At 66.6% G+C, this 24823-nt stretch carries 24 protein-coding genes; 20 read left to right on the top strand and 4 right to left on the bottom strand.

Going from position 1 to position 24823, the window contains the following annotated elements; translation table 11 throughout:
- Positions 1–195: 195 nt before the first annotated feature.
- The 4 genes from DY467_RS06515 to DY467_RS06500 all read left to right on the top strand — a co-directional run bounded on the left by DY467_RS06515 (position 196) and on the right by DY467_RS06500 (position 3409).
- Positions 196–1386, top strand: coding sequence for an anaerobic sulfatase maturase (locus DY467_RS06515; protein WP_164634705.1), 1191 nt, complete (start codon positions 196–198; stop codon positions 1384–1386).
- Positions 1387–1514: 128 nt separating this feature from the next.
- Complete coding sequence (locus DY467_RS06510; RefSeq protein ID WP_164634703.1) at positions 1515–2426, top strand: phage/gene transfer agent baseplate hub protein; 912 nt, start codon at positions 1515–1517, stop codon at positions 2424–2426.
- Positions 2427–2465: 39 nt separating this feature from the next.
- Positions 2466–2918, top strand: coding sequence for an NlpC/P60 family protein (locus DY467_RS06505; RefSeq protein ID WP_164634701.1), 453 nt, complete (start codon positions 2466–2468; stop codon positions 2916–2918).
- 65 nt (positions 2919–2983) lie between these two features.
- A complete protein-coding gene (locus tag DY467_RS06500) occupies positions 2984–3409 on the top strand; it encodes a GFA family protein (protein WP_164634699.1) in 426 nt (141 codons plus the stop codon).
- A gap of 261 nt (positions 3410–3670) precedes the next feature.
- Here DY467_RS06500 and DY467_RS06495 read toward each other — a convergent pair whose 3' ends face one another.
- Entirely contained in the window at positions 3671–4132 is a 462-nt protein-coding gene (locus DY467_RS06495) for a hypothetical protein (protein ID WP_164571909.1), read from the bottom strand.
- Positions 4133–4284: 152 nt separating this feature from the next.
- Here DY467_RS06495 and DY467_RS06490 point away from each other — a divergent pair, with 152 nt between their 5' ends.
- The 16 genes from DY467_RS06490 (at position 4285) to DY467_RS06415 (ending at position 21758) form a co-directional block, all read left to right on the top strand.
- On the top strand, positions 4285–4758 hold the full coding sequence (locus tag DY467_RS06490; RefSeq protein WP_164634697.1) for a MarR family winged helix-turn-helix transcriptional regulator: 474 nt from the start codon (positions 4285–4287) through the stop codon (positions 4756–4758).
- Positions 4759–5211, top strand: a complete 453-nt coding sequence (locus DY467_RS06485) for a hypothetical protein (protein ID WP_164634695.1) — start codon at positions 4759–4761, stop codon at positions 5209–5211.
- A 182-nt stretch (positions 5212–5393) separates the two neighbouring features.
- The gene (locus DY467_RS06480) at positions 5394–9266 is read left to right on the top strand and encodes a baseplate multidomain protein megatron (protein ID WP_164634693.1); all 3873 of its coding nucleotides are present in this window, start codon (positions 5394–5396) and stop codon (positions 9264–9266) included.
- Between the two features lie 9 nt (positions 9267–9275).
- Positions 9276–10643, top strand: coding sequence for a DUF2793 domain-containing protein (locus DY467_RS06475; RefSeq protein ID WP_164634691.1), 1368 nt, complete (start codon positions 9276–9278; stop codon positions 10641–10643).
- Between the two features lie 130 nt (positions 10644–10773).
- Positions 10774–11541 carry a glycoside hydrolase family 19 protein gene (locus DY467_RS06470; protein ID WP_164634689.1) on the top strand — a complete coding sequence of 256 codons (768 nt, stop codon included), beginning with the start codon at positions 10774–10776 and terminating at the stop codon, positions 11539–11541.
- Positions 11542–11543: 2 nt separating this feature from the next.
- Positions 11544–12116, top strand: a complete 573-nt coding sequence (locus tag DY467_RS06465) for a 3TM-type holin (protein WP_164634687.1) — start codon at positions 11544–11546, stop codon at positions 12114–12116.
- Between the two features lie 111 nt (positions 12117–12227).
- Positions 12228–12902 (top strand): response regulator transcription factor, encoded by a 675-nt coding sequence (locus DY467_RS06460; protein WP_011157420.1) that lies wholly within the window; start codon positions 12228–12230, stop codon positions 12900–12902.
- Between the two features lie 15 nt (positions 12903–12917).
- Complete coding sequence (locus tag DY467_RS06455) at positions 12918–14309, top strand: ATP-binding protein (RefSeq protein ID WP_164634685.1); 1392 nt, start codon at positions 12918–12920, stop codon at positions 14307–14309.
- Positions 14310–14405: 96 nt separating this feature from the next.
- Positions 14406–14870: an RT0821/Lpp0805 family surface protein gene (locus DY467_RS06450; protein WP_107343885.1), complete on the top strand. Its 465-nt coding sequence runs from the start codon at positions 14406–14408 to the stop codon at positions 14868–14870.
- Between the two features lie 285 nt (positions 14871–15155).
- The gene (locus tag DY467_RS06445; protein ID WP_164634683.1) at positions 15156–15335 is read left to right on the top strand and encodes a hypothetical protein; all 180 of its coding nucleotides are present in this window, start codon (positions 15156–15158) and stop codon (positions 15333–15335) included.
- A 15-nt stretch (positions 15336–15350) separates the two neighbouring features.
- Positions 15351–15791 (top strand): hypothetical protein, encoded by a 441-nt coding sequence (locus tag DY467_RS06440; RefSeq protein ID WP_164634681.1) that lies wholly within the window; start codon positions 15351–15353, stop codon positions 15789–15791.
- Positions 15792–15978: 187 nt separating this feature from the next.
- Positions 15979–17382 (top strand): hypothetical protein, encoded by a 1404-nt coding sequence (locus DY467_RS06435; protein WP_107346533.1) that lies wholly within the window; start codon positions 15979–15981, stop codon positions 17380–17382.
- 162 nt (positions 17383–17544) lie between these two features.
- Positions 17545–18651 (top strand): c-type cytochrome biogenesis protein CcmI, encoded by a 1107-nt coding sequence (ccmI, locus tag DY467_RS06430; protein ID WP_164571752.1) that lies wholly within the window; start codon positions 17545–17547, stop codon positions 18649–18651.
- Between the two features lie 113 nt (positions 18652–18764).
- Complete coding sequence (gene ccmE / locus DY467_RS06425; RefSeq protein WP_164571753.1) at positions 18765–19268, top strand: cytochrome c maturation protein CcmE; 504 nt, start codon at positions 18765–18767, stop codon at positions 19266–19268.
- The gene (locus tag DY467_RS06420) at positions 19265–21247 is read left to right on the top strand and encodes a heme lyase CcmF/NrfE family subunit (protein WP_164634678.1); all 1983 of its coding nucleotides are present in this window, start codon (positions 19265–19267) and stop codon (positions 21245–21247) included. Before ccmE ends, DY467_RS06420 begins: the two co-directional genes overlap by 4 nt.
- Before the next feature lie 13 nt (positions 21248–21260).
- Positions 21261–21758 carry a cytochrome c-type biogenesis protein gene (locus DY467_RS06415; RefSeq protein ID WP_164634675.1) on the top strand — a complete coding sequence of 166 codons (498 nt, stop codon included), beginning with the start codon at positions 21261–21263 and terminating at the stop codon, positions 21756–21758.
- A gap of 115 nt (positions 21759–21873) precedes the next feature.
- Here the strand turns inward: DY467_RS06415 and DY467_RS06410 are convergent, their stop codons facing one another.
- The 3 genes from DY467_RS06410 to DY467_RS06400 all read right to left on the bottom strand — a co-directional run bounded on the left by DY467_RS06410 (position 21874) and on the right by DY467_RS06400 (position 24754).
- Entirely contained in the window at positions 21874–22896 is a 1023-nt protein-coding gene (locus tag DY467_RS06410) for a formamidase (protein WP_164634673.1), read from the bottom strand.
- 407 nt (positions 22897–23303) lie between these two features.
- On the bottom strand, positions 23304–23792 hold the full coding sequence (locus tag DY467_RS06405) for a ferritin-like domain-containing protein (RefSeq protein ID WP_107355121.1): 489 nt from the start codon (positions 23790–23792) through the stop codon (positions 23304–23306).
- 53 nt (positions 23793–23845) lie between these two features.
- Entirely contained in the window at positions 23846–24754 is a 909-nt protein-coding gene (locus tag DY467_RS06400) for a ferritin family protein (RefSeq protein WP_107355122.1), read from the bottom strand.
- Positions 24755–24823: the final 69 nt, after the last annotated feature.

Genomic DNA, 24823 nt, shown 5'->3' with positions numbered 1-24823 from the left:
ACGAAATATGATAAGGATGCAGCTAATCGGCGTGCAAATCGTTGAGGCTCGTCAATTGCGATATTGTGTCGGGTTTCGTGTAATAATGGTATGCGACTGAGGGATCAGTACCAGGTCACCAATTCCGAGTGAGTGCTGCTCGTGCCCGACAAACGGCAGTTATCGCAGGTTGGCGTTCAACGCCGATTTCACGTCATGGCCAAGCCTGCGGGCTCGTCCTGCAACCTCGACTGCAGATATTGTTTCTATCTAAGTAAGCAGATGCTCCCAGGAGGGCCGGGTACCGGGAGGATGACGGACCGGACTCTGGAGCTGTTCGTTCGGCAGTATATCGAGGCGAATACGGGGCTGGAGGTGGTGTTCTCCTGGCAGGGCGGTGAGCCGACGCTGCTCGGCTTGGAGTTCTTCAAGAAGGTCGTCGAGCTGCAAAGACGATACGCGAGGCCCGGTCAGCGTATCGAAAATGATCTTCAGACGAACGGAATTCTGCTCGATGCCGCTTGGGCCGGGTTTTTGAAGGAGCACCGGTTCCTGGTCGGACTCAGCATCGATGGTCCGCGCGAGCTGCATGATCGCTACCGGGTGAACAAGGGAGGCGCGCCGACATTCGACAAGGTCATGGCTGCGGCGACGGTGTTGCGGAAGGCAGGGGTGCCGTTCAATACGCTCACCTGCGTCCATCGCTTCAATGCCGAGCGCCCGCTGGATGTCTATCGCTTTCTCCGCCAGGAGCTGGATTCGACCTACATCCAGTTCATTCCGATCGTACAGGCGAGGGGTTTCGAGACCGATGCGCCGGATGTCTACGACACCGGGCATATGCCGATCATTGGAAGCGCGCGGTCGAAGCCCGATCATCCGGAATCGATCGTCACCGACTGGTCGGTCGATCCCGATCGGTACGGCTATTTCCTGTCACGCGTATTCGATGAGTGGCGACGGCGGGATCTCGGCAGGGTGCTGGTGAATCATTTTGAAACGCTGGTCGCTCAGCATCTCGGGCTGCCCGCGCAGATCTGCATCTATCATCAATTCTGCGGCAAGGGGGTGGCGCTGGAGCACGATGGCGGCGTCTATGCCTGCGACCACTATGTGTATCCCCAATATCTGCTCGGCAATCTGAGCGAGACGCCATTGGCTGAGATGGTGTTCTCTGAGCGCCAGGTGGCATTCGGCTACGCCAAGTCGGAGATGCTGCCGGACGACTGTCGCGCCTGCGAGTATTTGCGGGACTGCTGGGGAGAATGTCCTGGAAATCGCCTTCTGCGCACGCCGTCAGGCGAGCCGGGGCTCAACTATCTGTGCAGCGGACTGAAGAAGTTCTTCAAGCACGCACGGCCAGCCATCGACGAAATTGCGGCCGCGATCCGGAAGCAGAACGGCTAGCCGGGACCGCAGGGCCAAGGCGCCGATGATGCGGAGCGATCTCGCGTCGACCTCAACCGGTCGCTGCCAGCTTACGAGTCATCTGTGATTCAAGCGGCGCGCTATTCGCGCTCCAGGACAGGTCCCCCATGCTCACCATTCCGTCTGCCTTGCAGGCCAAGCTCGATGCCGGCGTGACCACGCTGGCGCAGTGTTGGATCGTGCGGCGGCGGGATGGTGCTGTGCTGGGGTTTACCGATCATGATCGCGACCTCACGATCGAGGGCGTGAACTGCCGCGCCGGCACCGGGTTCTCGGCGTCTGAGGCGTCGCAGCGGTTCGATCTGTCGGTCGATGGCGCGGAGATTTCCGGTGCGCTCGATGACACACTGCTGCGCGAGGCGGATTTGGCCGCCGGGCGCTACGATGCGGCGGCGATCGAGAGCTGGCTGGTGGATTGGAGCGCGCCCGAGCTGCGAGTGTTGATCGCGCGCGGCACGCTCGGCGAAGTGCGGCGCGAGGGCGCGGCCTTCACGGCGGAACTGCGCGGGCTCGCCGATCTGTTGTCGCAGGAGACCGGCCTGCTCTACACCGCGGCGTGCAGCGCCGATCTTGGCGACGCGCGCTGCCGCGTCGATCTGAGCAGTTCGGCGCGGCGCGGCGAGGGGCTTGTCATCGCGGCGCCCGGCACCTCGACCCTGACGGTCTCCGGGCTCGACGGCTTTGCGCCCGGCCTGTTCAGCGCCGGCCGGCTGAGCTGGCGCAGCGGCGCCAATGCCGGCGCAGCGGTCGAGATCAAGCAGCATCGCATCGTCGGCGGTGAGGTGCGGCTGTCGCTGTGGCAGGCGATGGCCGAGCCGATCGCGCCCGGCGACAGCTTCGTCGTCACCGCCGGCTGCGACAAGCTGTTTGCGACCTGCCGCGACCGCTTCGGCAACAGCGATAATTTCCGCGGCTTCCCGCAGATCCCCGGCAACGATTTCGTCGTCAGCTATCCGGTGCCGGGCGCACCCGGCAACACTGGCGCGCCGATCGGCCCGGTGCTGCGCGGCGACGTCTGACCGCCGGCATAGTCCCTCATCCGTTCGAGCGAGAACGCCATGGATCAGCCACTGGGTCGCGACGCGCTGGTCGCCGAGGCACGCAGCTGGATCGGCACCAGCTATCGGCATCAGGCTTCGGTGAAGGGCGTCGGCTGCGATTGCCTCGGCTTGGTGCGCGGGGTGTGGCGCGCCTGTCTCGGCGCGGAGCCGGAAGCGCCGCCGCCTTACGCGCCGGATTGGGCCGAAGCCGGCGGCGATGAGACGCTGGCGGCGGCCGCGCTGCGCCATCTCGTGCCGGTGCCGTGCGATGCGTTCGATCGCGGCGACGTGCTGCTGTTCCGCTGGCGCGACGGCTGCGTCGCCAAGCACGCCGCGATTGCAAGTTCGGCGACGACGATGATCCACGCCCACGATGGCGCGGCGGTGTGCGAGGTTGCGATCACGCCGTGGTGGCGGCGCCGGCTCGCCTATGCGTTCACGTTTCCCGGCGTTGCAGATCCGCTGCGTTGACGACGCAGAGGCTGTCTGGTCAGGTCCGGCCGAGTTTCGAACGGACCAACCTGGAGGCCTGCGGGATGGATCACGACAGCAACGTGCGGACCGGCGGGTGCCACTGCGGCGCGGTGCGCTTCGAGGTGACGCTGAGCGACGGCTTCGACTCGATCCGGCGCTGTACCTGTTCGTATTGCCGGATGCGCGGCGGGGTCGTGGCGATGGCGGAGATGGGCGGGATCAAGATCCTGCAGGGCGAGGAGGTGCTGACGACCTATCGCTTCCACACCCGCACGGCGCAGCACTTCTTCTGCTCACGCTGCGGCATCTACACCCATCATCAGCGGCGATCCAATACGAACCTCTACGCCGTCAACGTCGCCTGCCTCGATGGCGTCAGCCCGTTCGATTTCACCGAAGTGCCGGTGATGGACGGCGTCAATCACACCAACGACACCGGCCAGCCGACCCGCCGCGCCGGCACGCTGCGCTTCATCGCGTCGGAGTGACGGCGCGCGCGCCTCGAAAGAGGGCTGCGTCTGTCCTTAATTGGCATGCGACCGTGTTTCGCGTGCAACAACAGGCACGACCTCATGGTGAGGAGGCGCAAAGCGCCGTCTCGAACCATGCGCCGAGAGTCACGCGTGGCCTCATCCTTCGAGACGCCCGGCTTTGCCGGGCTCCTCAGGATGAGGACTCAGTGCCCTCGACAAGGGGCAATTCCGCTTCGATCGATCGACCAAGCGGACTAAGCGCCTGGACGACGAAATTCAGGCCTTGGCGCGGGCGGCCTTGGTCTCGACGATCATCCGCTTGATGGCGTCGACCGTCTCGGGCGGCAAATGCTTGGCGGCGCCGAGGGCGACGTACAGCGCGTTGAGCGTGTTGCGGCGGGCCTCCGGCGGGATCACCATCTTGGCGCGCGGGCCTTCGGCGAGGCCGTACAGCGCCTGGGCGGCGAGATCGAGATCGTAGCCCCACACCCAGCACCACAGCCGCACCGCGGTCGACCAGCCGCGCTCATAGGCGCGCAGCGAGGTGCCGGCTTCGAACAGCGCCTTGACCGCGGCATCGCGGGTCTCTTCGGGCGCGCCGGCCTCGACGCCGGAGTAGCGCTCGGCGACGTCGAGCACTTCGATCCGCTTGGCCTGCAACGCCACCACCGGCTTGCCGATGAAATACACCGCCCCATAGGCGACGATCGCCACGACTACGCTCGCTAGAAATTCCATCGCCTGATCCTGCCGGCCGCCTCGCCCAAGCCGGGTACGATGCAAATGCCGTGCACGGCGTCAACGCCGCCGGCATTGAACTTCCGTCGCGTCCGGCCGAGCAGGGCGCTCGGGCAATTGACAGTAAGCTGTCAAAATGACAGGATGCTGTCATGACGCAAGCTAGTGACGCCCCGTTCGACCATCCCGCCAACGCCCTCGTGCTGGAAGTCTTCCGGCTCAACGGCGCGCTGATCAGGTTCGGCGACGCGCTGGTGAAGCCGCTCGGGCTGACCAGCGCGCGCTGGCAGGTGCTGGGTTCGGTCGCGCACGGCCGCGGCACGTTTTCGGTGGCGCGGCTGGCCGACAACATGGGCCTCGCCCGGCAGTCGGTGCAGCGGATCGTCGATGAGCTGGCTGAAGCGGGGCTGGTCGGCTTTGCGCCGAACCCCGCGCACAAGCGCGCCAAGCTGGTGCTGCTGACGCCGCGCGGCGAGCGGGTGTTCAAGCAGGCGAGCGAGCTATGGGCGCCGGTCGCCGACGCGATGATCGCCGGCGCCGATCCGCGCCAGCTGCGCAAGACCCGCGAAGCGCTGATCACGCTGCGCGAACGGCTCGACGAGCAATTCAGTGACAGGAGTGCGTAAATGATCAGGAAGCTGCACCCGATCGCGGGCATCATCGCGTTTCTCACCATTCTGGCGTTCTGGACTTCGACCGTCGTGCTCGAACTCGGCGGCGACGAGGCGGCGATTGCCGCGGTGAAGCTTCGCATCCTGTGGGGCCTCGCGGTGTTGATCCCGGCGATCGCGCTCGCCGGCGCCAGCGGCTTCAAGCTCGGCGGCAAGTCGCCGCATCCGGTCGTCGCGGCCAAGCGCTGGCGGATGCCGTTCATCGCCCTCAACGGCATCGCCGTGCTGGTGCCGTGCGCGATCCTGCTGCAGCAGCGTGCCGCCGCCGGTCAGTTCGACCAGATCTTCACGGTGGTGCAGGCGGTGGAGCTGATCGCCGGTGCGATCAACCTGACGCTGATCGGCCTCAGCATCCGCGACGGCTTCCGGCTGACGCGCCGGTTCGGCCTGTCGGCCGCGACGCGGTGAACGATCGCAGAGCCCCTGCGGTGACGTCGAGGCCGTGACGCTTTAGTTGTCCGGACAGACCATTCATCCACGCGCACCCGCATCTGATGCAAAGTTGTTGACGCCCGGGCCGGAAGTCTCCGCCCGGGCGTTTTGCGTTGGCCTGCGCCGTGGCGCTTATCAATCGCCGAAGGCTTGCTCCCATGGCAGCTCTCGTTCTTTCCGTCGCCGGCGCGGCGGCCGGCGCGCTGTTTGGTCCTGTCGGCGCGATTGCCGGGCGGATCGCGGGCGCGCTGATCGGCAATGCGCTGGATCAGTCGCTGTTCGGCGGCAGCAGCGATAGGTCGCGCGCGGTCGAAGGGCCGCGGCTCGCCGATCTCGACGTGATGGCCTCGACCGAAGGCGCGCCGATCCCGCGGGTCTATGGCCGTGCCCGGCTCGCCGGCCAGGTGATCTGGGCGACCGCGCTCGAGGAGGTGATCAGCGTCGAGCAGAGCACCACCGGCGGCGGAGGCGGCGGTAAGGGCTTTGGCGGCGGCGGGGGCGGGCAGACCACGACCACCACCACGACTTACAGTTACTTCGCCAATTTCGCGGTCGGGCTGTGCGAAGGACCGATCGGCCGGGTGGCGCGGATCTGGGGCGACGGCAAGCCGCTCGATCTGTCGGGCATCAACATTCGCGTTCATCGCGGCACCGAGGATCAGGCACCCGACGGGCTGATCGTCGCCAAGGAAGGCGCCGGCAACACGCCGGCGTATCGCGGGCTCGCTTACGTCGTGTTCGAGCGGCTGCCGCTCGCCGATTTCGGCAACCGGATTCCGCAATTGTCGTTCGAGATCGTGCGGCCGATCGGCGAGCTCGAACAGATCACCCGCGCGGTGACGCTGATCCCCGGCACCACCGAATTCGGCTACGAGCCGGCGACGCGGGTGCAGGTGCTCGGCGCCGGCAGCGCCGCGCCGGAGAACCGCCACGTCGCCTATGCGCCGTCCGACGTGCTCGCCTCGCTCGACGATCTGCAGGGCGTCTGCCCCGGGCTGCAGCGCGTCGCGCTGGTGGTGGCGTGGTTCGGCACCGATCTGCGCGCGCAGGCCTGCACGGTCGAGCCCGGCGTCGAGCGCCGCGACAAGAGGCTCGATCAGGGCTCCTGGTCGGTGGCCGGCGCAACCCGCGCCAGCGCACGGCTGATCTCGCAGGTGAATGGACGGCCCGCCTATGGCGGCACGCCGTCCGACGACACCGTGGTGCATCTGATCGGCGAACTGAAAGCGCGCGGGCTGAAGATCACGTTCTATCCGTTCGTGGTGATGGACGTGCCGGCCGGCAACGGCCTTGCCAATCCATGGACCGGCGCGGCGCCGCAGCCGCCTTATCCCTGGCGTGGCCGCATCAGTTGCGATCCGGCGCCCGGCGTGCCGGGCTCACCGCAAGGCACCGCGACGGCCGCCGCGCAGGTGGCGCAGTTCTTCGCCGGCGGCACGTGGAATTATCGCCGGATGATCCTGCACTACGCGCAGCTCTGCGCCAATGCCGGCGGTGTCGATGCATTCCTGATCGGCTCGGAGCTGCGCTCGCTGACGCGGGTGCGCTCGGCGCCCGGCGTGTACCCGGCGGTGCAGCAGCTCGTCGCGCTCGCCGCCGACGTCAAGGCGATCGTTGGCGGCGGCACGCTGGTCACTTATGGGGCCGATTGGACCGAATACGGCGCCGACGTGGTCACGCCGGACGCGTCCGAGGTGCGGTTTCCACTCGATCCGCTGTGGGCCTCGCCGGCGATCGGCGCTATCGGGATCGATTACTACGCGCCGCTGGCCGACTGGCGCGACGATGCCGGCCATCTCGACTCGGCGCTCGCCGCCACCACCTACGATCGCGCTTATCTTGCCGGCAATGTCGAAGCCGGGGAGGGCTACGATTGGTACTACCCGGACGCGGCGGCCCGCACGGCGCAGGCGCGGGTGCCGATCAGCGACGGGCGCGGCAAGCCGTGGATCTATCGCGTCAAGGACATCCGCAGTTTCTGGTCGCAGCCGCATCACGAGCGGGTCGGCGGCGCCGAGCTGGCATCGCCGACCGGCTGGGTACCGATGAGCAAGCCGGTGTGGCTGACCGAGGTCGGCTGCCCGGCAGTCGACAAGGGCGCCAATCAGCCGAGCGTGTTTCCCGATCCGAAATCGAGCGAGAATTTCGCGCCGTATTTCTCCAGCGGCGAGCGTGACGATCTGATCCAGCGCCGCTATCTCGAATGCCTGATCACGGCGTTCAGCGCCGAGGCCCGCAATCCGGTGTCGCCGCTGTATGGCGGGCGGATGATCGATCTGTCGGCGATCCATCTGTGGACCTGGGACGCGCGGCCTTATCCGGTGTTTCCCGCCGCCGATGAGGTGTGGAGCGATGCGCCGAACTGGACCAGCGGGCACTGGCTGACCGGCCGGCTTGGCGGCGCGCCGCTCGATGCGCTGATTGCCGCGCTGCTGGCCGATGCCGGCGTCGGCGGCGTCGATAGCCGCGATCTGCGCGAAGGTTGCGACGGCTATGTGGTCGACCGGCCGATGTCACCGCGCGCGATGATCGAGCCGCTGGCGCTGGCCTACAGCTTCGATGCGCTTGCTGCCGGCGGCGTGCTGCGCTTCGTGCAGCGCGGCGCGGCGCCGGTGATCGAACTGAACGAGGACGACCTGGTGCTGCCCGACAAGGGCGCGCCGTGGCGGCTGACGCGGGCGCAGGAGACCGAGCTGCCGCGCGAAACCGCGATCGCCTACAGCGATGCGCTGGCCGATTATCGCCGCGCCGCCGCTAGCTCGCGGCGGCTGGTCGGCGGTGCGGCGCGGATGGTGAAGGCCGATCTCGCGGTCGTCACCAACGATGCGGCGGCGGCGCGGCGCGCCGAGATCGTGCTGCAGGATCTGTGGGCCGGCCGCGAGCGCGCCAGCTTCGCGCTCGGCCTGCGGCATCTGCGGCTCGCGCCCGGCGATGTGGTGGCGCTGACGCTCGCCGGGCGGCGCCGGCTGTTCGAGATCGACGAACTGGTCGACACCAGTACGCGGCAGGTGACGGCGCGCAGCATCGATCCCGACGTATTCGCGCTGCCGCAGCGGTCACCGCCGCCGGCCGCGGTGACGATCCCGGCCGCGCTCGGCCCCGCTGAAGTGATCGCGCTCGATCTGCCGGTGATCGATGCCGCGGCGCCGGACGTGCTGACGCGGCTCGCGGTGTTCGCCAATCCGTGGCCTGTGGCGGAGGCGATCTACGTCTCGGCCGATGGTGCGAGCTATCAGCCGCTGGCCAGCGCGGCGGCGCGGAGCATCATCGGCACCACGCTTGATCCGCTGCCGCGCGGGCGGCTGGCGCTGTGGGACCGCGTCACCACGTTCCGCGTCCAGATCGCCGGCGGCGCGCTGGCGTCGCTGTCGGAGCTGCGGGTGCTGGCCGGCGGCAACGCGGCGGCGGTGCAGACCCCCGATGGCGGCTGGGAGATCCTGCAATTCGCCAATGCCGAACTGATCGACGGCAACACTTATCGGCTGTCGCATCTGCTGCGCGGTCAGGCCGGCAGCGACAGCGCGATGCGCGATCTGGTCCCGGCCGGCGCCCGGTTCGTGCTGCTCGACACCCATCTGGTGCCGATCGCGCGCGGGCTGTCGGCGCTCGGCCGCAGCCTGCGCCTGCGCGTCGTAGCAAGCGGGCGCAGCCATGACGATGCCAGTGCGGTCGACCTGACGGTGACGCCGGGGCTGACCGCGCTACGGCCGCTGGCGCCGGTGCATCTGTCTGCACGCCGCACTGCCGATGGCATTCGCATCGGCTGGATCCGCCGCACCCGGATCGACGGCGACGGCTGGGGCGTCGAGGTGCCGCTCGGCGAAGACAGCGAAGCCTATGCGGTCGACATCCTCGGCAGCGGCGGCGCGGTGGTGCGGACCATGCAAACAACCGTGCCGCAGGCGCTGTATGCGGCCGCCGACGAGCGCGCCGACTTCGGCGCGGCGCAAGCCTCGCTCACGCTCCGCGTCGCGCAGCTGTCCGCCACCGTCGGCCCGGGTTTTGCCGCCACCGCCATCTTCGCGCTGTGAGGATTGATCATGACCACTGCCAATCTCGGCCTGCCGCTGATCGAGGCGAGCCAGGCGCAGAAGCACGTCACTCACAACGAGGCACTGTTCAGCCTCGACGGCCTGGTGCAGCTCGCGGTGCTGTCGTCGGTGCTGAGCGTGCCGCCGTCGTCGCCGGGCGAGGGGCAGCGCTGGATCGTGGCGGCCAGCGCCAGCGGCGCCTGGGCCGGCAAAAGCGGACAGGTCGCCGCTTACTACGACGGCGACTGGCGGTTCTTCGCACCGAACCCGGGTTGGCTCGCCTATGATCTGTCGACGCAGACCCTTTTAGCGTGGAGCGGCGCGGCGTGGGTGAACGCGCTGGCAGCGTTTCAGAACCTGCCGCTGCTCGGCGTCAACACCACGGCGGATTCCGGTCGGCGCTTGTCGGTGAAGTCCGACAACGTGCTGCTGTCGAATGACGACGTCACGCCCGGCAGCGGCCATATGCGCGTGACCATCAACAAGAGCGCCGCCGCGAAAGACGCCGGGCTGATCCTGCAGGACAACTGGAATTCGCGGGCGCTGCTCGGCCTGCTTGGCAGCGACGACTTCGTCGTCAAGCTGACGCCGGATGCGGCGAATTACTACGCGAGCCTGCGCGGATGGTCGGCGCTGCACGGCCGGCTCGACCTGAAGGACGCGCGGCGCCGTCAGCCGCTGCAATGGTCGCCGCGGCCGGGCAGTACCACGCTCGATATGGTCGGTCTCGGCGCCACGCTCACCGGCACCGCGACAGCGGTGAGCCCGTCGGCCGGCAATCTGTTCCTATCGTCGCCGCGGCTCGATCTCGTCTCCGCCGCGAGCAGCGGCGCTTCGGCCGGGGTGAGCGGATCGGCGTTGACGCTGTGGCGCGGCAATGCTGCGAGCCTCGGCGGCTTCTACCTGCTGATGCGGTTCGGCATCGAATGGTTTCAGACCAATTGCCGGCTGTTCGCCGGGCTGTATGGTTCGGCGAGCCCGATCGGCAACGTCGCTCCGAGCACGCTGCTCAACCTGATCGGCGTTGGTTTCGATTCCGGCGATACCACGCTGTCGCTGCTTACGAACGATGGCAGCGGTGCAGCGACCAAGACCAGTCTCGGCGCCGGTTTCCCGACCACCGGCGGGCAGGATCTGTATGAGTTGTTACTATCCGCAGAGCCGAACGGCGGTGAGATCCGCTACCGCGTCGAGCGGCTGAACTCCGGCGATGTCGCGACCGGCGTCGTCACCAGCGATCTGCCGATCGCCACGCAATTCCTCACTCCGCATCTGTGGATGAACAACGGCAGCACCGCGGCCTCGGTCAACGTCGCGCTGTTCCAGATGTACGCCGAGCCGGCGGCACTGCTCGGCTCGCGCGGCGCGATTGGGTAGTTACGCGACATCTCAACTCCGCGTCATTGCGAGGAGCGAAGCGACGAAGCAATCCAGACGGTTCGTGCTCGAAACTGGATTGCTTCGCTTCGCTCGCAATGACGGTCGTTTCGACAGCACGAGGACGACCATGAAAATCGACGAATTCTTGCTGCGGCGATTGTGGCCGCGGGGCGATCGGCGCGTGGCGGGACTGATTGTCGGTACCGCGGCGGCGTCGGAGAGCGTATTTGTCCGCTTTGGCATCACCACGTCCACGATTGCTGCGCATGTGATGGCGCAGCTCAGCCACGAATGCGGGGCCGGGCAGGAGGTGGTCGAAAATCTCGACTACACCGCGGCGCGGATGATGCAGGTATGGCCGTCGCGGTTTCCGACGCTGGCAAGCGCCGCGCCTTATGCCCACGATCCGCGGGCGCTCGCCAACAAGGTCTATAACGGCCGGATGGGCAATCGCGCCGGCTCCGACGACGGCTGGAGCTATCGCGGCCGCGGCGCGGCGCAGACCACTGGGCGCGAGGGCTACGCGCGGCTCGCCGCGCTCACCGGCCTCGACCTGGTGAACGATCCCGACCTGCTGATCGATCCGCGCTACTTCCTCTTGTGCGGCGTCGCTGACTTCGTCGCCTGCGGCTGTCTGCCGTTCGCGCAAGCCGATGACATCGTCGGCGTCACCCGCCGTCTCAACGGCGGCACCATCGGGCTCGCCGAACGCAAGGCGTGGCTGGCGAGCTGGAAGGCGGCGCTGGCCGAAGCGCCGGTGGTGATCGCATCGCCGCAGCCGTCGCCGCCGCGCATCGAAGTGCCGTCTCTGCCGCACAACCAACCATCGCCGCCGCCGCTGTCGCGGTGGAGCCAATTCGTCGCCGTGCTGCGCGCGGCCTTCCGGAGGAGCTGACCATGGATTGGGCCGATCTCGCCAAACAGGTGATTGCGCTCGGCGCGCCGATGTTGGGCACCGCACTCGGCGGACCGCTCGGCGGCGCGGCGGGGAAGATCCTGTCCGATGCGCTCGGCGCGTCGGTGCCGACCCCGGAGGTGGTGCAGGCGTCGCTGCCCGCGGCCGCGCCGGAGCGGATCGCGGAGGCCGAGGCACGGTGGTGCGAGGCGGTCCGCGCCGAGGCGGAAGCCCAGCGCACCGCGATCGCCGAAACCCAGGCGACGATCCGGGCCGAGCTCGCCGCCAGCGACCCGGTGCAGCGCTGGTGGCGGCCGGTGTACGCCTTCGAGCTGACCGCCGAATGCGCCGCGCTGTGGGCGGTGCTGGTGCACGAATTCTGGACCGGCGACGTCGCCACCATCAACGCGCTGATCGGCGCCACCGCGCTGCTGGTCGCCTATTGGGGTTTCCGATTCGGCGTGCTAGGCGTCTATGTCAGCGGTCGGACCCGCGAAAAGGTCTGTGCCGCGACCGGGCAGGACAGCCCGGGTATGATCGACAGGCTGGTCAAAGCGGTCGTGAAGAAAAAGTAATCCGGCGCCGCGCCGTCGTTCACCGCGCATTCACCCCGCCGCCGCTCATCTTCACATCCGTCATGCTGTCAGCGCTTCGCCTGCCAGTGCATCAAACGACCGGAGTTGAAGGTGCGTCTGCTCGTCGTCGAAGATGACCCCGATCTCAACCGCCAGCTCACCACCGCGCTGACCGATGCCGGTTACGTGGTCGACCGCGCCTTCGATGGCGAGGAGGGGCATTTCCTCGGCGACACCGAGCCGTACGACGCCGTCGTGCTGGATATCGGCCTGCCGAAGATGGATGGCATTTCGGTGCTGGAAGCGTGGCGGCGCAACAGCCGCGCGATGCCGGTGCTGATCCTCACTGCGCGCGACCGCTGGAGCGACAAGGTGCAGGGCTTCGACGCCGGCGCCGACGATTACGTCGCCAAGCCGTTCCACCTCGAGGAGGTGCTGGCGCGGATCCGCGCGCTGCTGCGGCGGAGCGCCGGCCATGCCCAATCCGAACTGACCTGCGGCCCGGTGGTGCTCGACACCCGCACCGGCCGGGTCAGCGTCAGCGGCAATCCGGTGAAGCTGACCAGCCACGAATATCGGCTGCTGGCCTATCTGATGCACCACTCCGGCCGGGTGGTGTCGCGCACCGAACTGGTCGAGCATCTGTACGATCAGGATTTCGACCGCGACAGCAACACCATCGAAGTGTTCGTCGGCCGCATCCGCAAGAAGCTCGGCGTCGACATCATCCAGACCGTGCGCGGGCTCGGCTATCTGCTGTCGCCGCCGGCCGCGGACGCGCATTAGCGCGCCGGCGACGCGGTGACCGCCAAACCCTCCCGCCGCGGCAGTTCGCTCGCCACCCGGCTGTTCCTGTCGGCGACCGCGTGGGTGGTGGTGATCCTGGCGATCACCGGCATCGCGCTGTCGTCGGTGTATCGCGGCGCCTCGGAGCGCGCGTTCGACCGCCGGCTCAACCTTTATCTGCGCACCATCATCGCCGAGGTCGCCACCCCCGACACCACCCAGGAGGCGTTCCAGTCGATCGGCGAGCCGCTGTTCGATCTGCCGCTGTCCGGCTGGTACTGGCAGGTGGTCCGCACCGACGGCGAGAAGCCGGAAACCCGCGCCTCGCGGTCGTTGTGGGACCGCAAGCTGCCCCGGCTGGAAGATCAGGGCATCGAGCTTGGCCCGTCCGGCGTACGGCACGGCTATGTCGACGGCCCGGAAGGCCAGACCCTGCGCATGGTCGAGCGGCCGGTCGATCTCGGTCTCGACGGCAAGTTCGTCGTCACCGTTGCGGGCGACGCCACGGAGATCTTCGAAGAGACCCGGACCTTCGATTACTACCTCGCCGGCACCTTCGTGGCGCTGTCGATCGGCCTGGTGCTGACCACGATCTTCCAGGTCCGGTTCGGCCTCGCGCCGCTGAAGCGGATCTCGGAGTCGATCGCCGACGTCCGGTCCGGCCGTGCCGAGCGGCTGGAGGGCCAGTTCCCGGTCGAGATCGCGACGCTGGCGCGTGAGACCAATGCGCTGATCGAGGCCAATCGCGAGATCGTCGAGCGCGCCCGCACTCACGTCGGCAACCTGGCGCACGCGATCAAGACGCCGCTGTCGGTGCTGGTCAACGAGGCGGGCGCCCGGCCCGGCGACCCGCTGGCCGCGAAGGTGATGGAGCAGGCCGAGCTGATGCGCAGCCAGGTGACCCACCACCTGGAGCGGGCCCGGATCGCGGCCCGGCTCACTGTGGTCGGCACCATCACCGAGGTCGAGCCGGTGATCGAGGCGCTGCGCCGGACCATGGAGAAGATCCACCGCGACCGTGCCATCCAGGTCCGCGCCGAGGTTGCGCCCGGCCTCAAGTTCCGCGGCGAGCGCCAGGACCTCGAGGAGATGGTCGGCAATCTGGTCGATAACGCCTGCAAATGGGCGGCGGGACGGGTGTTCATCGCGGTCATCGGCGAGAAGAGCGACGAGCCCGGCGGTCCGCCCAAACTGCGGATCGTCGTCGACGACGACGGTATCGGGCTATCGGCTGAGCAGCGCGCGCTGGTCGCCCGCCGCGGCAAACGGCTCGACGAGAGCAAGCCCGGCTCCGGCCTTGGATTGGCAATTGTCGTTGATCTTGCAGCGCTTTACGGCGGCGAGCTGAAGCTCGACAACGCCCCGATCGGCGGCCTGCGCGCCGAGCTGACCCTGCCTGCGGCATAACGAGCCCCGCGATTGCCACAGGGGCGCCAGAATTTGCATCTTGTTTTCCTTAACGGTTATGGATGTAGGCTGTTGGCCTTCGGGGAGCCGTTGGGGATGACCATGACGTCTTGGGGGGTGAAGCCGCTATTGCTGCTCGCCGGCGCGCTGGCGCTGGCCGGGTGCGATCGCACGTCCGGGCTGGTGGCCCGGGTGGATTCCTTCACCAGCACCGCGACTTCGGATTTCGGCCGCAATGACGGCAGCGCCGCGGTCGATGCCGCCGCGATGGGCGGCCTGATCGGGCCGAAGATCGGCGCGCTGCTCAATGCCGAAGACCGCCGGCTGGCCTATGCGGCCGAGCTGGAGGCGCTCGATCGCGGCGAATCCGGTGCGCCGGTGGCGTGGAAGAACGCGTCCTCGGGCCGCTACGGCAACATCGTGCCGGGGCCGGTCTATATGAAGCAGGGCTCGACCTGCCGCGGCTATTCGCACGCGGTGACGATCGGCCAGCAGATCGAGATCTCCCGCGGCACCGCCTGCCGCGCCAATGACGGCGCGCCCTGGACCGCCCAAAGCTAGCCCCTGCGCATTTTCGTTAGACAATTCAATCAGTCTTTATGAAATTGCGAGGCGTCTGCACTGCGCATTTGACACTGGTCAAGTCCTTGTTAGTGTCTATCTGCAAAGGTGCAAAATGAGGACTGGCTCGTCGCCGATGAAAGTTGCATAGTTGCGGTGTTGCAACTAAAGCACTTTGGCTTGAAATGGAACTGGCCACTCTGATTCCGCGTTGGAGTCCTGCGTAGACTGTATAGTCTGCAGTGAAGAAGAGGCGAAGTTTGCCACGCCTCGAAGGAGCCTGAAATGTCCGCATTGCGAAGTAAGTCGGAGCGCACGGTGTTCCGTACGCGCAATGGTAACGGCAGCGAATACGTCGTGGACTACTCCGAGGATGTGACCGAAGATCAGGTTCGGAAGATCGAAGATCTGGTTGGAAAAGAGTTCGAAACGGGAAATTGGGTGACGGTCGAGCAGGAGTCGTGATATCTGCAGCTCCTTATGGAGTTGCATTATTTCGATCCCTCAACTTTACCGCGTCGATACGACATCGTTTGGTGTCGCTTCCCGTTGGATGACTCTGGGGTGCCGGGCAACAAACTTAGGCCGACCATTGTACGCGCTGTTATGCGCGACACCGAGTCGTCGCGATCTGCGGTTGTTGTGTCGTACGGCACCAAAAGGCTTAAACTGGGTTATAGGGATGGCGTCGATCTAGTTATCCAGAATTCCGAGCAGCTCGACCGCCTCGGCTTGACCATGGCGACCCGCTTCGATCTTGACGTTCTCCAAAGATTGCCTTGGGCGGAGGAGTTTTTTGCCCCGCCACCCCATAACAGCCAGATCATAACTGGTTGCCTTAACGACGATCAGATCGAGAGATTCAGGAAGAAGCTTCGGCGTCGCGAGGAGCTTAAGCAGCTCGGTCGGACCATTTCTTGACGTAGAACCGTATTAGCTGGCTTTGCAGATTCTGGTGCAGATGTTCGGTTCTGCTGCTGTAGCAGTCACCTCAACCCCTTCTTAACATCGCCGTGGCTATCTCTGGGGGTAGCGCCGTGGCGTGACGGGCACCATGCGAGCGGTGCGCAAGTCCACGCGTGCGGACAGCCTGCAAACCATTGGGCGCATGAGCCAGACACCCACCGAACGGCTGAGAGATTATCTCTCCCAGCTCCCGCCGCAGTCCCAAGCGCTGCTGATGCGGGAATTCGAGCGTGCGCTCGAACGGGGCGAGGATGTCGCGGTCGCCAGCTTCGTGCTGGAGGAGTTGCGCAAGATCGTTCGCGGCTCCGAGGACGACAACAAGCCCCGCTCAGAAGATCCGGCCCGGCTGATGTTCCGGGTGCTGGAACCGTTCCTGATCGATCCGAAGGAATCGCCGCGGCCCGGACAGCTCCGGCGCTCGTCGCTGACCTCGGTCTGGCAGTGGCTGGAGCGCGAGGGCATTCCGGATCAGATCCGCGAATTCGAAGCCGGGCTGATCGGCCTGCGCGGCGCGCCGGCATCGCAGGTCGAGCAGCTGGTCCGCAAGCTGCAGCAGGCCGCCGCCGCTGCGATCGACAAGCTGATCAACCCCGAGCCGGGCGTCGACCGCCAGCGCACGATGTCACGCGTCGGTCCGCCGTCGGCGGTCGAAGATCTGGCGCCGATCGGTGCGGTGCTGAAGAACCGCGACGCCATCGACACCTTCAATGGCAAGCTCTCCAGCAACCTGCGGGTGTTCGGCGAGAGCCAGGTCAATTCGATGATCGCGGCGCTCAACGTGCCGGCGCTGCAGACCCCGATCCTGCTGCCGTTCGCGCTGACGCTGATCCTCAACCACCTCAACCAGCCGTGGCAGATCGTCCGGATGGCCATCAAGGTCGCGGGCTCGGACGACGAGATCAAGGTCGCCGCCACGCCTTACGGCGTCGCGGTCACCATGGCGATCCAGGATCTGGCGCGGCTCACCGCCGATCTGCGCGAGGAAATCCGCCGCGGCCACTACGGCAACGTCGCCGAGAATCTCAAAGTGATTCACGACGGCATTCGCGGCCTGCGCACCGAGCTCGACATCCGCAGCGACTCGTCGTGGGGCAAGCAGCTCGCCGCCATCCGCGTCGACATCTCCAATGCGGTGAAGTCGGAGATCGAAAGCGTGCCGGGCAGGGTGCGCCGGCTGCTGCGCCAGCGTCCCGACAAGGACATCGCCAGCGGTGCCAGACTCGACCAGCTCGAGGTCGACGAGACTGCCGCGCTGATCGATTTCGTCGCGGTGTGCCGCACCTATGCCAGCGAGCTGGCGATCAATGAAGTGACGCAGCGGACCTATTCCGAGCTGCAGCAATATGTCGAAAAATCCACCGATGCGCTGGTGCAGTCGCTGCGCGGCTCCGATGCGCGGGTGAAGCCGTTCCGGCATCAGCAGGCGCAGGCCGCGGTCCGGTTCTGCGAATTGCTGTTCAGCCACGACTATGCCTCGCTGATGAGTCGCGCGGTCGAAAACGCCATGGTTGTGGTGGAACGCAAGCCGGCGGCGCGGGCGGGCTGAACTCCCCTTTGATTCAAATCAAGTTTCGTCCCCTGCGGCGCCTTATCCGGTGCCGCAAATGTCAATTGCGGCTATCGTCCGACCATGGTGTAACCCGCCCGGATTTTCGACCTGCCGGGCCGGTGCCGCGGCTCCATAGTCTTCACCCGGAACCTCGCTCGAATGGCGCTTTGGTTTGTGTTCGCGATGATGACGGCCGTGGCGGTGTTCGCCGTGCTGTGGCCGCTCGGGCGTAGCGTCAAGGCGCAGCGCGATGGCAGCGAGGCGGCGGTCTACAAGGACCAGCTCGCCGAAGTCGACCGCGATGCCGCGATCGGGTTGATCGGCCCGTCCGAAGCCTCCGCCGCCAAGGTCGAGATCGGACGCCGGCTGCTTGCCAGCGCCGAGGCCGAACGCTCGACGCCGACCACCACCCGCCGCGGCCTGCGCCGCATGGTCGCGGTGGTGGCGCTGATCGGACTGCCGGTGCTCGCGATCGCTGTGTATTTGCCGCTCGGCTCGCCGATGCTGCCGGACGAACCGCTGGCCGCGCGGGCCAAGGCGCCGCCGAGTTCGCAGCCGCTCGACAATCTGGTGGCGCAGGTCGAGGCGCATCTGGAAAAGAACCCGACCGATGGCCGCGGCTGGACCGTGCTGGCGCCGGTGCTGGCCAAGACCGGCCGGTTCGACGATGCGGCGCGCGCCTATCGCAATTCGATTACTTACGCCGGCGAGACCGCCGACCGCCGCGCCGATCTCGGCGAGGTGCTGACCTCGGCGGCGGGCGGCGTCGTCACTGCCGATGCCAAGACCGAGTTCGAGCGTGCGGTCGCGCTCAATCCGGATGAAGCCAAGGCGCGCTACTTCCTCGGCCTTGCGGCCGAGCAGGATGGCCGCCCGAAGGACGCCGCGACGATCTGGCGCGCGATGCTGGAGAAGGGTCCGGCAGACGCGCCGTGGCGGCCGATGCTGCAGACCGAGCTCGCCCGCGTCGACGGCACCGCCAAGCAGCCGGCATTGCCGGAAGGCGCGGCCGCTGCCGTGCAGAACATGAGCGAAGCCGAACGTGCCGCGATGATCCAGGGCATGGTTGCGAAGCTCGCAGCGCGGCTCAAGCAGAACGGCGACGATGTCGATGGCTGGCTGCGGCTGGTGCGCGCCTATATGGTGCTTGGCGACACCGACAAGGCCAAGAGCGCGCAGACCGAAGCGCGCCAGGCGGTCGCCGACAAGCCCGACCGGCTGAAGCAGCTCAACGACGGCCTTAAGGGCCTCGGGCTCGACGGCTGACGATTGCAGCACGAACGATGTGTTTTCGACATCTTCGTCAGACAAACACTTCGAGCGACGCCGCGAAGCGTCGCTTGTGAACATCCGGTAGAGGACGCCGAGGCGAACGAACCATGACGCGTAAACAGCGGCGGTTGTTGATGATCGGGGGCGCGGGCGTGGTGCTCGTGATTGCAGTGGGCCTGGTGCTCAACGCGCTGCGCGACTCGATCGTGTTCTTCTCGACGCCGAAGATGGTGGCCGAACAGCACATCGAGGCCGGCCGCCGGTTCCGGCTCGGCGGTGTGGTCGAGCCCGGCTCGCTGCAGCGTGGCGAGCAACTGAGGGTGTCGTTCAAGGTCACCGACGGCAGTGCCACCCTGCCGGTCGCCTACAAGGGCATCCTGCCGGATCTGTTCCGCGAAGGGCAGGGCGTGATCGCCGAAGGCTCGCTCGACAAGGCCGGGGTGTTCGAAGCCGACACCGTGCTCGCCAAGCACGACGAGAAGTACATGCCGAAGGAAGTCGCCGACGCCTTGAAGAAGGACGGCCACTGGAAGGACGACTACGGCAAGAAGTCGCCCGGTGAGGCGACCGCCGGCCAGACCTCGGCGAATGCGGCGGAGGGCGGCAAATGATCGCCGAGGCCGGGCACTACGCACTGGTTCTGGCGCTGGCTCTGGCGCTGATTCAGTCCACCGTTCCGCTGCTCGGCGCCCGGCTCAATGACGGCGCGCTGATGAACGTGGCGCGCTCGACCGCGCTGGTGCAGCTGTTGTTCGCCGGCCTGTCGTTCACCGCGCTGGTGTGGCTGCACGTCACCTCCGACTTCTCGGTGGTAAACGTCTACGAGAACTCCCACTCGATGAAGCCGCTGCTCTACAAGATCACCGGCGTGTGGGGGAACCACGAAGGCTCGATGCTGCTGTGGGTGGCGATCCTGGCGCTGTTCGGCGGCCTGGTCGCGGCGTTCGGCAACAACCTGCCGCTGTCGCTGCGCGCCCACGTGCTGGCGGTGCAGGGCTGGGTGGCGACCGCGTTCTATCTGTTCATCCTGATCACTTCGAACCCGTTCGCGCGGATGGCCAATGCGCCGGCCGAAGGCCGCGATCTCAATCCGGTGCTGCAGGATATCGGCCTCGCGGTGCATCCGCCGATGCTGTACCTCGGCTATGTCGGGTTCTCGATCTCGTTCTCATTCGCCGCCGCCGCGCTGATGGAAGGCCGGCTCGACGCCGCCTGGGCGCGCTGGGTGCGGCCGTGGACGCTGATCGCCTGGATCTTCCTGACCCTCGGCATCGCGATGGGCTCGTATTGGGCCTACTACGAACTCGGCTGGGGCGGCTGGTGGTTCTGGGACCCGGTCGAGAACGCTTCGCTGATGCCGTGGCTCGCCGGCACCGCGCTGCTGCATTCGGCGCTGGTGATGGAGAAGCGCAACGCGCTGAAGGTCTGGACCATCCTGCTGTCGATCCTGACCTTCTCGCTGTCGCTGCTCGGCACCTTCCTGGTCCGCTCCGGCGTGCTCACCTCGGTGCACGCCTTCGCCACCGATCCGTCGCGCGGCGTATTCATCCTGATCATCCTGTGCGTGTTCATCGGCGGCAGCCTGACGCTGTTCGCCTGGCGCGCGTCGTCGCTGAAGCAGGGCGGGCTGTTCGCGCCGATCTCGCGCGAAGGCTCGCTGGTGCTGAACAATCTGTTCCTCACCACCGCCTGCGCCACGGTGTTCGTCGGCACGCTGTATCCGCTGGCGCTGGAAGTGCTGACCGGCGACAAGATCTCGGTCGGCGCGCCGTTCTTCAATCTCACCTTCGGCCCGCTGATGGTGCCGCTGCTGGTGGCGGTGCCGTTCGGGCCGCTGCTGGCCTGGAAGCGCGGCGATCTGATCGGCGCCGCGCAGCGGCTGATCGCCGCCGGCGTGGTGGCGCTGCTGGCGGTCGCCTTCGTGTACGCCTGGGTCCATGGCGGCGCGGTGCTGGCGCCGCTGGCGATCGGGCTCGCCGTGTTCGTGATCGTCGGCGCGCTGGTCGATATCGCCGAGCGCATCGCGCTGTTCCGCGGTCCGCTGTCGATCTCGCTGCGCCGCGCCTCCGGCCTGCCGCGCTCGGCCTGGGGCACGATGTTCGCGCATGCGGCGCTCGGCGTGACGCTGATCGGCATCGTCTGCGAGACCACCTGGAACAGCGAATACATCGCGGCGATGAAGCCGGGCGACAGCACCAAGCTCGCCGGCTACGAGTTCAAGTTCGAAGGCGCCAACCAGCGCCAAGGGCCGAACTACCGCGAATTGCTGACGCAGTTCACGGTCACTGAAAACGGTCGGCTGATCGGCGGGATGGCGCCGTCGAAGCGCAGCTTCATCACCCGCGGCTCGTCGACCACCGAGGCGGCGCTGCTGACCCGCGGCTTCAGCCAGCTCTACGTCTCGCTCGGCGACATCAACGAGCAGGGCGCGGTGACGGTGCGGATCTATCACAAGCCGATGGTGCTGCTGATCTGGTTCGGCCCGATCCTGATGGCGCTCGGCGGCCTGCTGTCGTTGTCCGATCGCCGCCTGCGGATCGGCGCGCCGAAGCCCGCCAAGGCGCCGCGCGTGCTGCAGCCGGCCGAGTAGGGTGGAGAGACCGATGCGGAAACTGCTCGCCGCTCTGTTGATCGTTTGCGCGACCGTCGTCGCGGCGCCGCTGGCCCATGCGGTGCAGCCCGACGAGGTGATGGCCGATCCGGCGAAGGAAGCGCGCGCCCGCGAACTGTCGCGCGAGCTGCGCTGCATGGTGTGCCAGAACCAGTCGATCGACGATTCCGACGCGACGCTCGCGAAGGATCTGCGGCTCTTGGTGCGCGAGCGGATCGCGGCCGGCGACAGCAACAAGCAGGTGATCGATTATCTGGTGTCGCGCTACGGTGAGTTCGTGCTGCTGAAGCCGCGGTTCGAGACCCACACGCTGCTGCTCTGGCTGCTGCCGCCGCTGGTGCTGGTCGCCGGCGGCCTCGGCCTGTGGCTGCACATCCGCCGCCGCAGCCGCGACGCCGCTCGCACCACCGACGCCCCGAAGCCGCTCAGCGCCGACGAACAGGCCCGGCTGGACAAACTGCTGGCCGAGGGCGCGGATCAAGCGCGCTAACCTTGCAGCAGAGTGGCGAAGTGTTGGAGGCCGGTCCGGCATTCAAGCCCCCTCGCTCAAGGACCCGGTCGCCGTGGCGGCCGGGTCTCCCTTGAGATGACGAGATCGGTGGGAGCTACTCCGCCGCGATCGCTTTCGGCATCGGACCGAGCTTGACGCCGTCCGGATAATACTTCCAGCCGTCACGGACCTTGATCTTGTCGTCCCAGGGAAGCTTGTAGTTGCCCTCGGCGAGATCACGTACCCAGGTCAGGTAGTTCGCCTTCTCGCCGCCGGGCTTGCCGACATAGGCGCGGCAGCCGAGGTTGAAGATGTTGTTCTCCAGCGCCCAGTTCTCGCGCGCCTTGTCGACCAGGCGGGGGAACAGCTCGGCGGTGACGATCTCCCAGGGATTGCGGTGGCCCTGCTGGATGACGTTGCCGTCGTAATTGCACACCGTACCTTCGCCGAAGTAATAGAACACGCCGTCGTAGCCGGCCAGGTTGACCGACATGGTGTACATCAGGTTCTGCCAGGCGTTGGTCCGGTTGGTCCAGATCCATTGATCGTTGACCTGGGTCGAATAGCCGGAGATCCGGATGTAGACGTTGGCGCCCTTGTAGGCGGCCTCGCGCGCCAGCTCCGGGAACATGCCGTCGTGGCAGATGCACACCGCCAGCTTGGCGCCCTTCGGGCCGTCGCACACCGGCATGCCGTAATTGCCCGGCGACCACGGTTCGATCGGAACCCAAGGCTGCAGCTTGCGATAATGCAGCGCCAGTTCGCCGTCGGCGTTGATGATGATCGCGGTGTTGAACGGCGGCAGCGACGGATCGTCGTTACGCTCCATCAGCGAGAACACGCCCCAGACCTTGTTGCGCTTGCACGCCGCCTTGAAGGCGCCGATCTCCGGCGAATCCACCGTCAGCAGCATCTCGTCATAGGTCCAGATCGCGGTGTTGAGACCTTGAGTCGAATATTCGGGGAACACGATCAGATCGAGATCGGGGTAGCCGGCTTTGGTGGTGTCGACCGCGCGGCAGATCTGCTTGACCTGGGTTTGGATATCCTCCGGCCCGCTGACCACCGGCACGGGATATTGGATCATTGCGACGAGCAGGGCTTCGTCCCACGCGCTTACGCTTCCGGTACTTGCCATAACTTGGCTCCATGTAACGTTAGAACGTCAGGTCTATGGAACCGCAGCGGTCAGGGGCGAATACGCTGTTCTACGTAACGTGCTTCGTAATCTTGAGCAGAGACGATCGGATAATGCTTTCAAGCTGCGTTGGTTACCGTCGCTGTCGTGGAAACGGATCTGACAGGCGGTGGTAGTTCGAGAGATCGAAGATCGTGGCAGGATCGGGATTGGCCAGCGATCGCTCCAGCACGCGGTGATAACGCGGTCGCGGATCATCGATGCGAGCATGCCGACGATTGCGATCTGCTAGCCACGAATGCTGCACTGTGTCTTGCGATCAGATCGCAGCAAATAGTGGCGAGGCCGTCGTCGGCCTCGCGCAGTTCGATCGGCTGGCAGTCGGCGGGGCGGGGAGCCGCCGCGGCTTAGAACGGTGTAATTTCCATCGGCAGCGGCTTGCCGGCCTTGTGCAGCGCGATCCAGCGGTGCAGTTCGGCGACGTGGCCGCTTTCCTCAGCGACGAACTCCTTGGCCAGCATCTTGATCTCGGGGTTGTCGGTGGTGTCGAGCACGTTCTTGTACCAGTCGAACGCACCGGTTTCCGCTTCCAGCGCGATCTGCAGCGCGAGGTCGCGGCCGATGAACGGGTCGGTGCCCCAGATCGCGGCGGCTTCCGGGCTTTCGAGGCCAGGCCATTGGAAGTCGCCGGGCTCCATCTGCGGGATGTCGCGGAAGCCGGCGCGAGCCTGCGCGTCGGCCTGATGCATCCGCGAGTAGTCCGCGAGCTGGCGGAACAGCTTCGATACTTCCTTGTTGCCGCAACTATCCATCGCGTCGGCGAGCTGACCGAACCGCAGCGCGGCTTCCTGCTCGAGCTTGATCGAATGCGCCAGAAACTCTTCGACTGTTTCCATCGTCGTCTCTCCTTGTTCGGCCGTCGCCGGAGTGGCGACGGCCGTCGCTGTCGTCAGGCGTTCTCCGCAGCCTTGGAGGCGTGCTTGAGCGACCATTCCTCCTGGGTGATCCAGGCCTCGAGAATGCGGACGTGCTCGGCTTCTTCGTTGACGAATTCCTTGGCCGCCGCGGCGACCTCGGGCGATTTGGTGGTGGCTTCGACCGCGCGATAAAACTCATAGCCGCGACGCTCGCCCTGCAGCGCCGCCTTCAGCGCGCCGAGCCGGGTGAGGGTGGTGTCCGAGGCCCACACCGCGGCGCGTTCCGGCGTCGCGTGGTCGGGCCAGGCGTAGTCCGGCGGCACGTTCTTGCTGAGGTCGACGCTGCCGGCGCGCGACTTCACTTCGGCCAGATGCAGCCGCGAGAAGTCGGCGAGCTGCGCGAACAGCTTCGCCACCGGCGCGTTGCCGGCGTCCGCCATCGCCTTGGCGAGGCTGTCGTAGTGCAGCGCGGCGTCTTCCTCGACCTTGGCGGCGTAGCTGAAGAACTCCTGCGGCGTGTTGATCTCCATGCCGCCCTTGTAGTGCGCGGCGGCCGGTGTCACCGCGAGGCGCTGCGGCTTGGTCTTGTCGCCCTCGAACCGCACCAGGATGTCTTCGTTGCGGACGAAGCACTGGCAGGCGAGGCGATAGCGCGGCGGGATGTCGTTGACTTCGGCGTTGGCGATCTCGTCCTTGGTGATCTTGCCGAGCTGGCGCAGCACTTCCTTTTCCTTCTCGGTCAGCGCCACCGCCGACTTCGCTTTCGGATTGAAGTGCTCGACCTGCACCAGGCAGGAGCCGCATTCGCCGTCCTGGCAATCGAATGGAATCGGAATGTTGTGCGATTTCGCAACCGCCAGAATGGTCCCGCGATCGCCCGCCACCGCATATACGGTGACGTCCTTCGCCATGACCGGGGATGAGAAGGTAATGTTCGCCACGTCGCACTCTCCTGTCGTCAGGGGTTGATCGACGCCTTGCCGGCGCCCTCCGGCAGCGCCTTGGCAAGA

Origin of the sequence: Rhodopseudomonas sp. BR0G17 (assembly GCF_010907025.1) — a bacterium.
GTDB classification, from domain to species: Bacteria; Pseudomonadota; Alphaproteobacteria; order Rhizobiales; family Xanthobacteraceae; genus Rhodopseudomonas; species Rhodopseudomonas palustris_H.
This window is presented reverse-complemented; position numbering and strand designations above follow the sequence as displayed.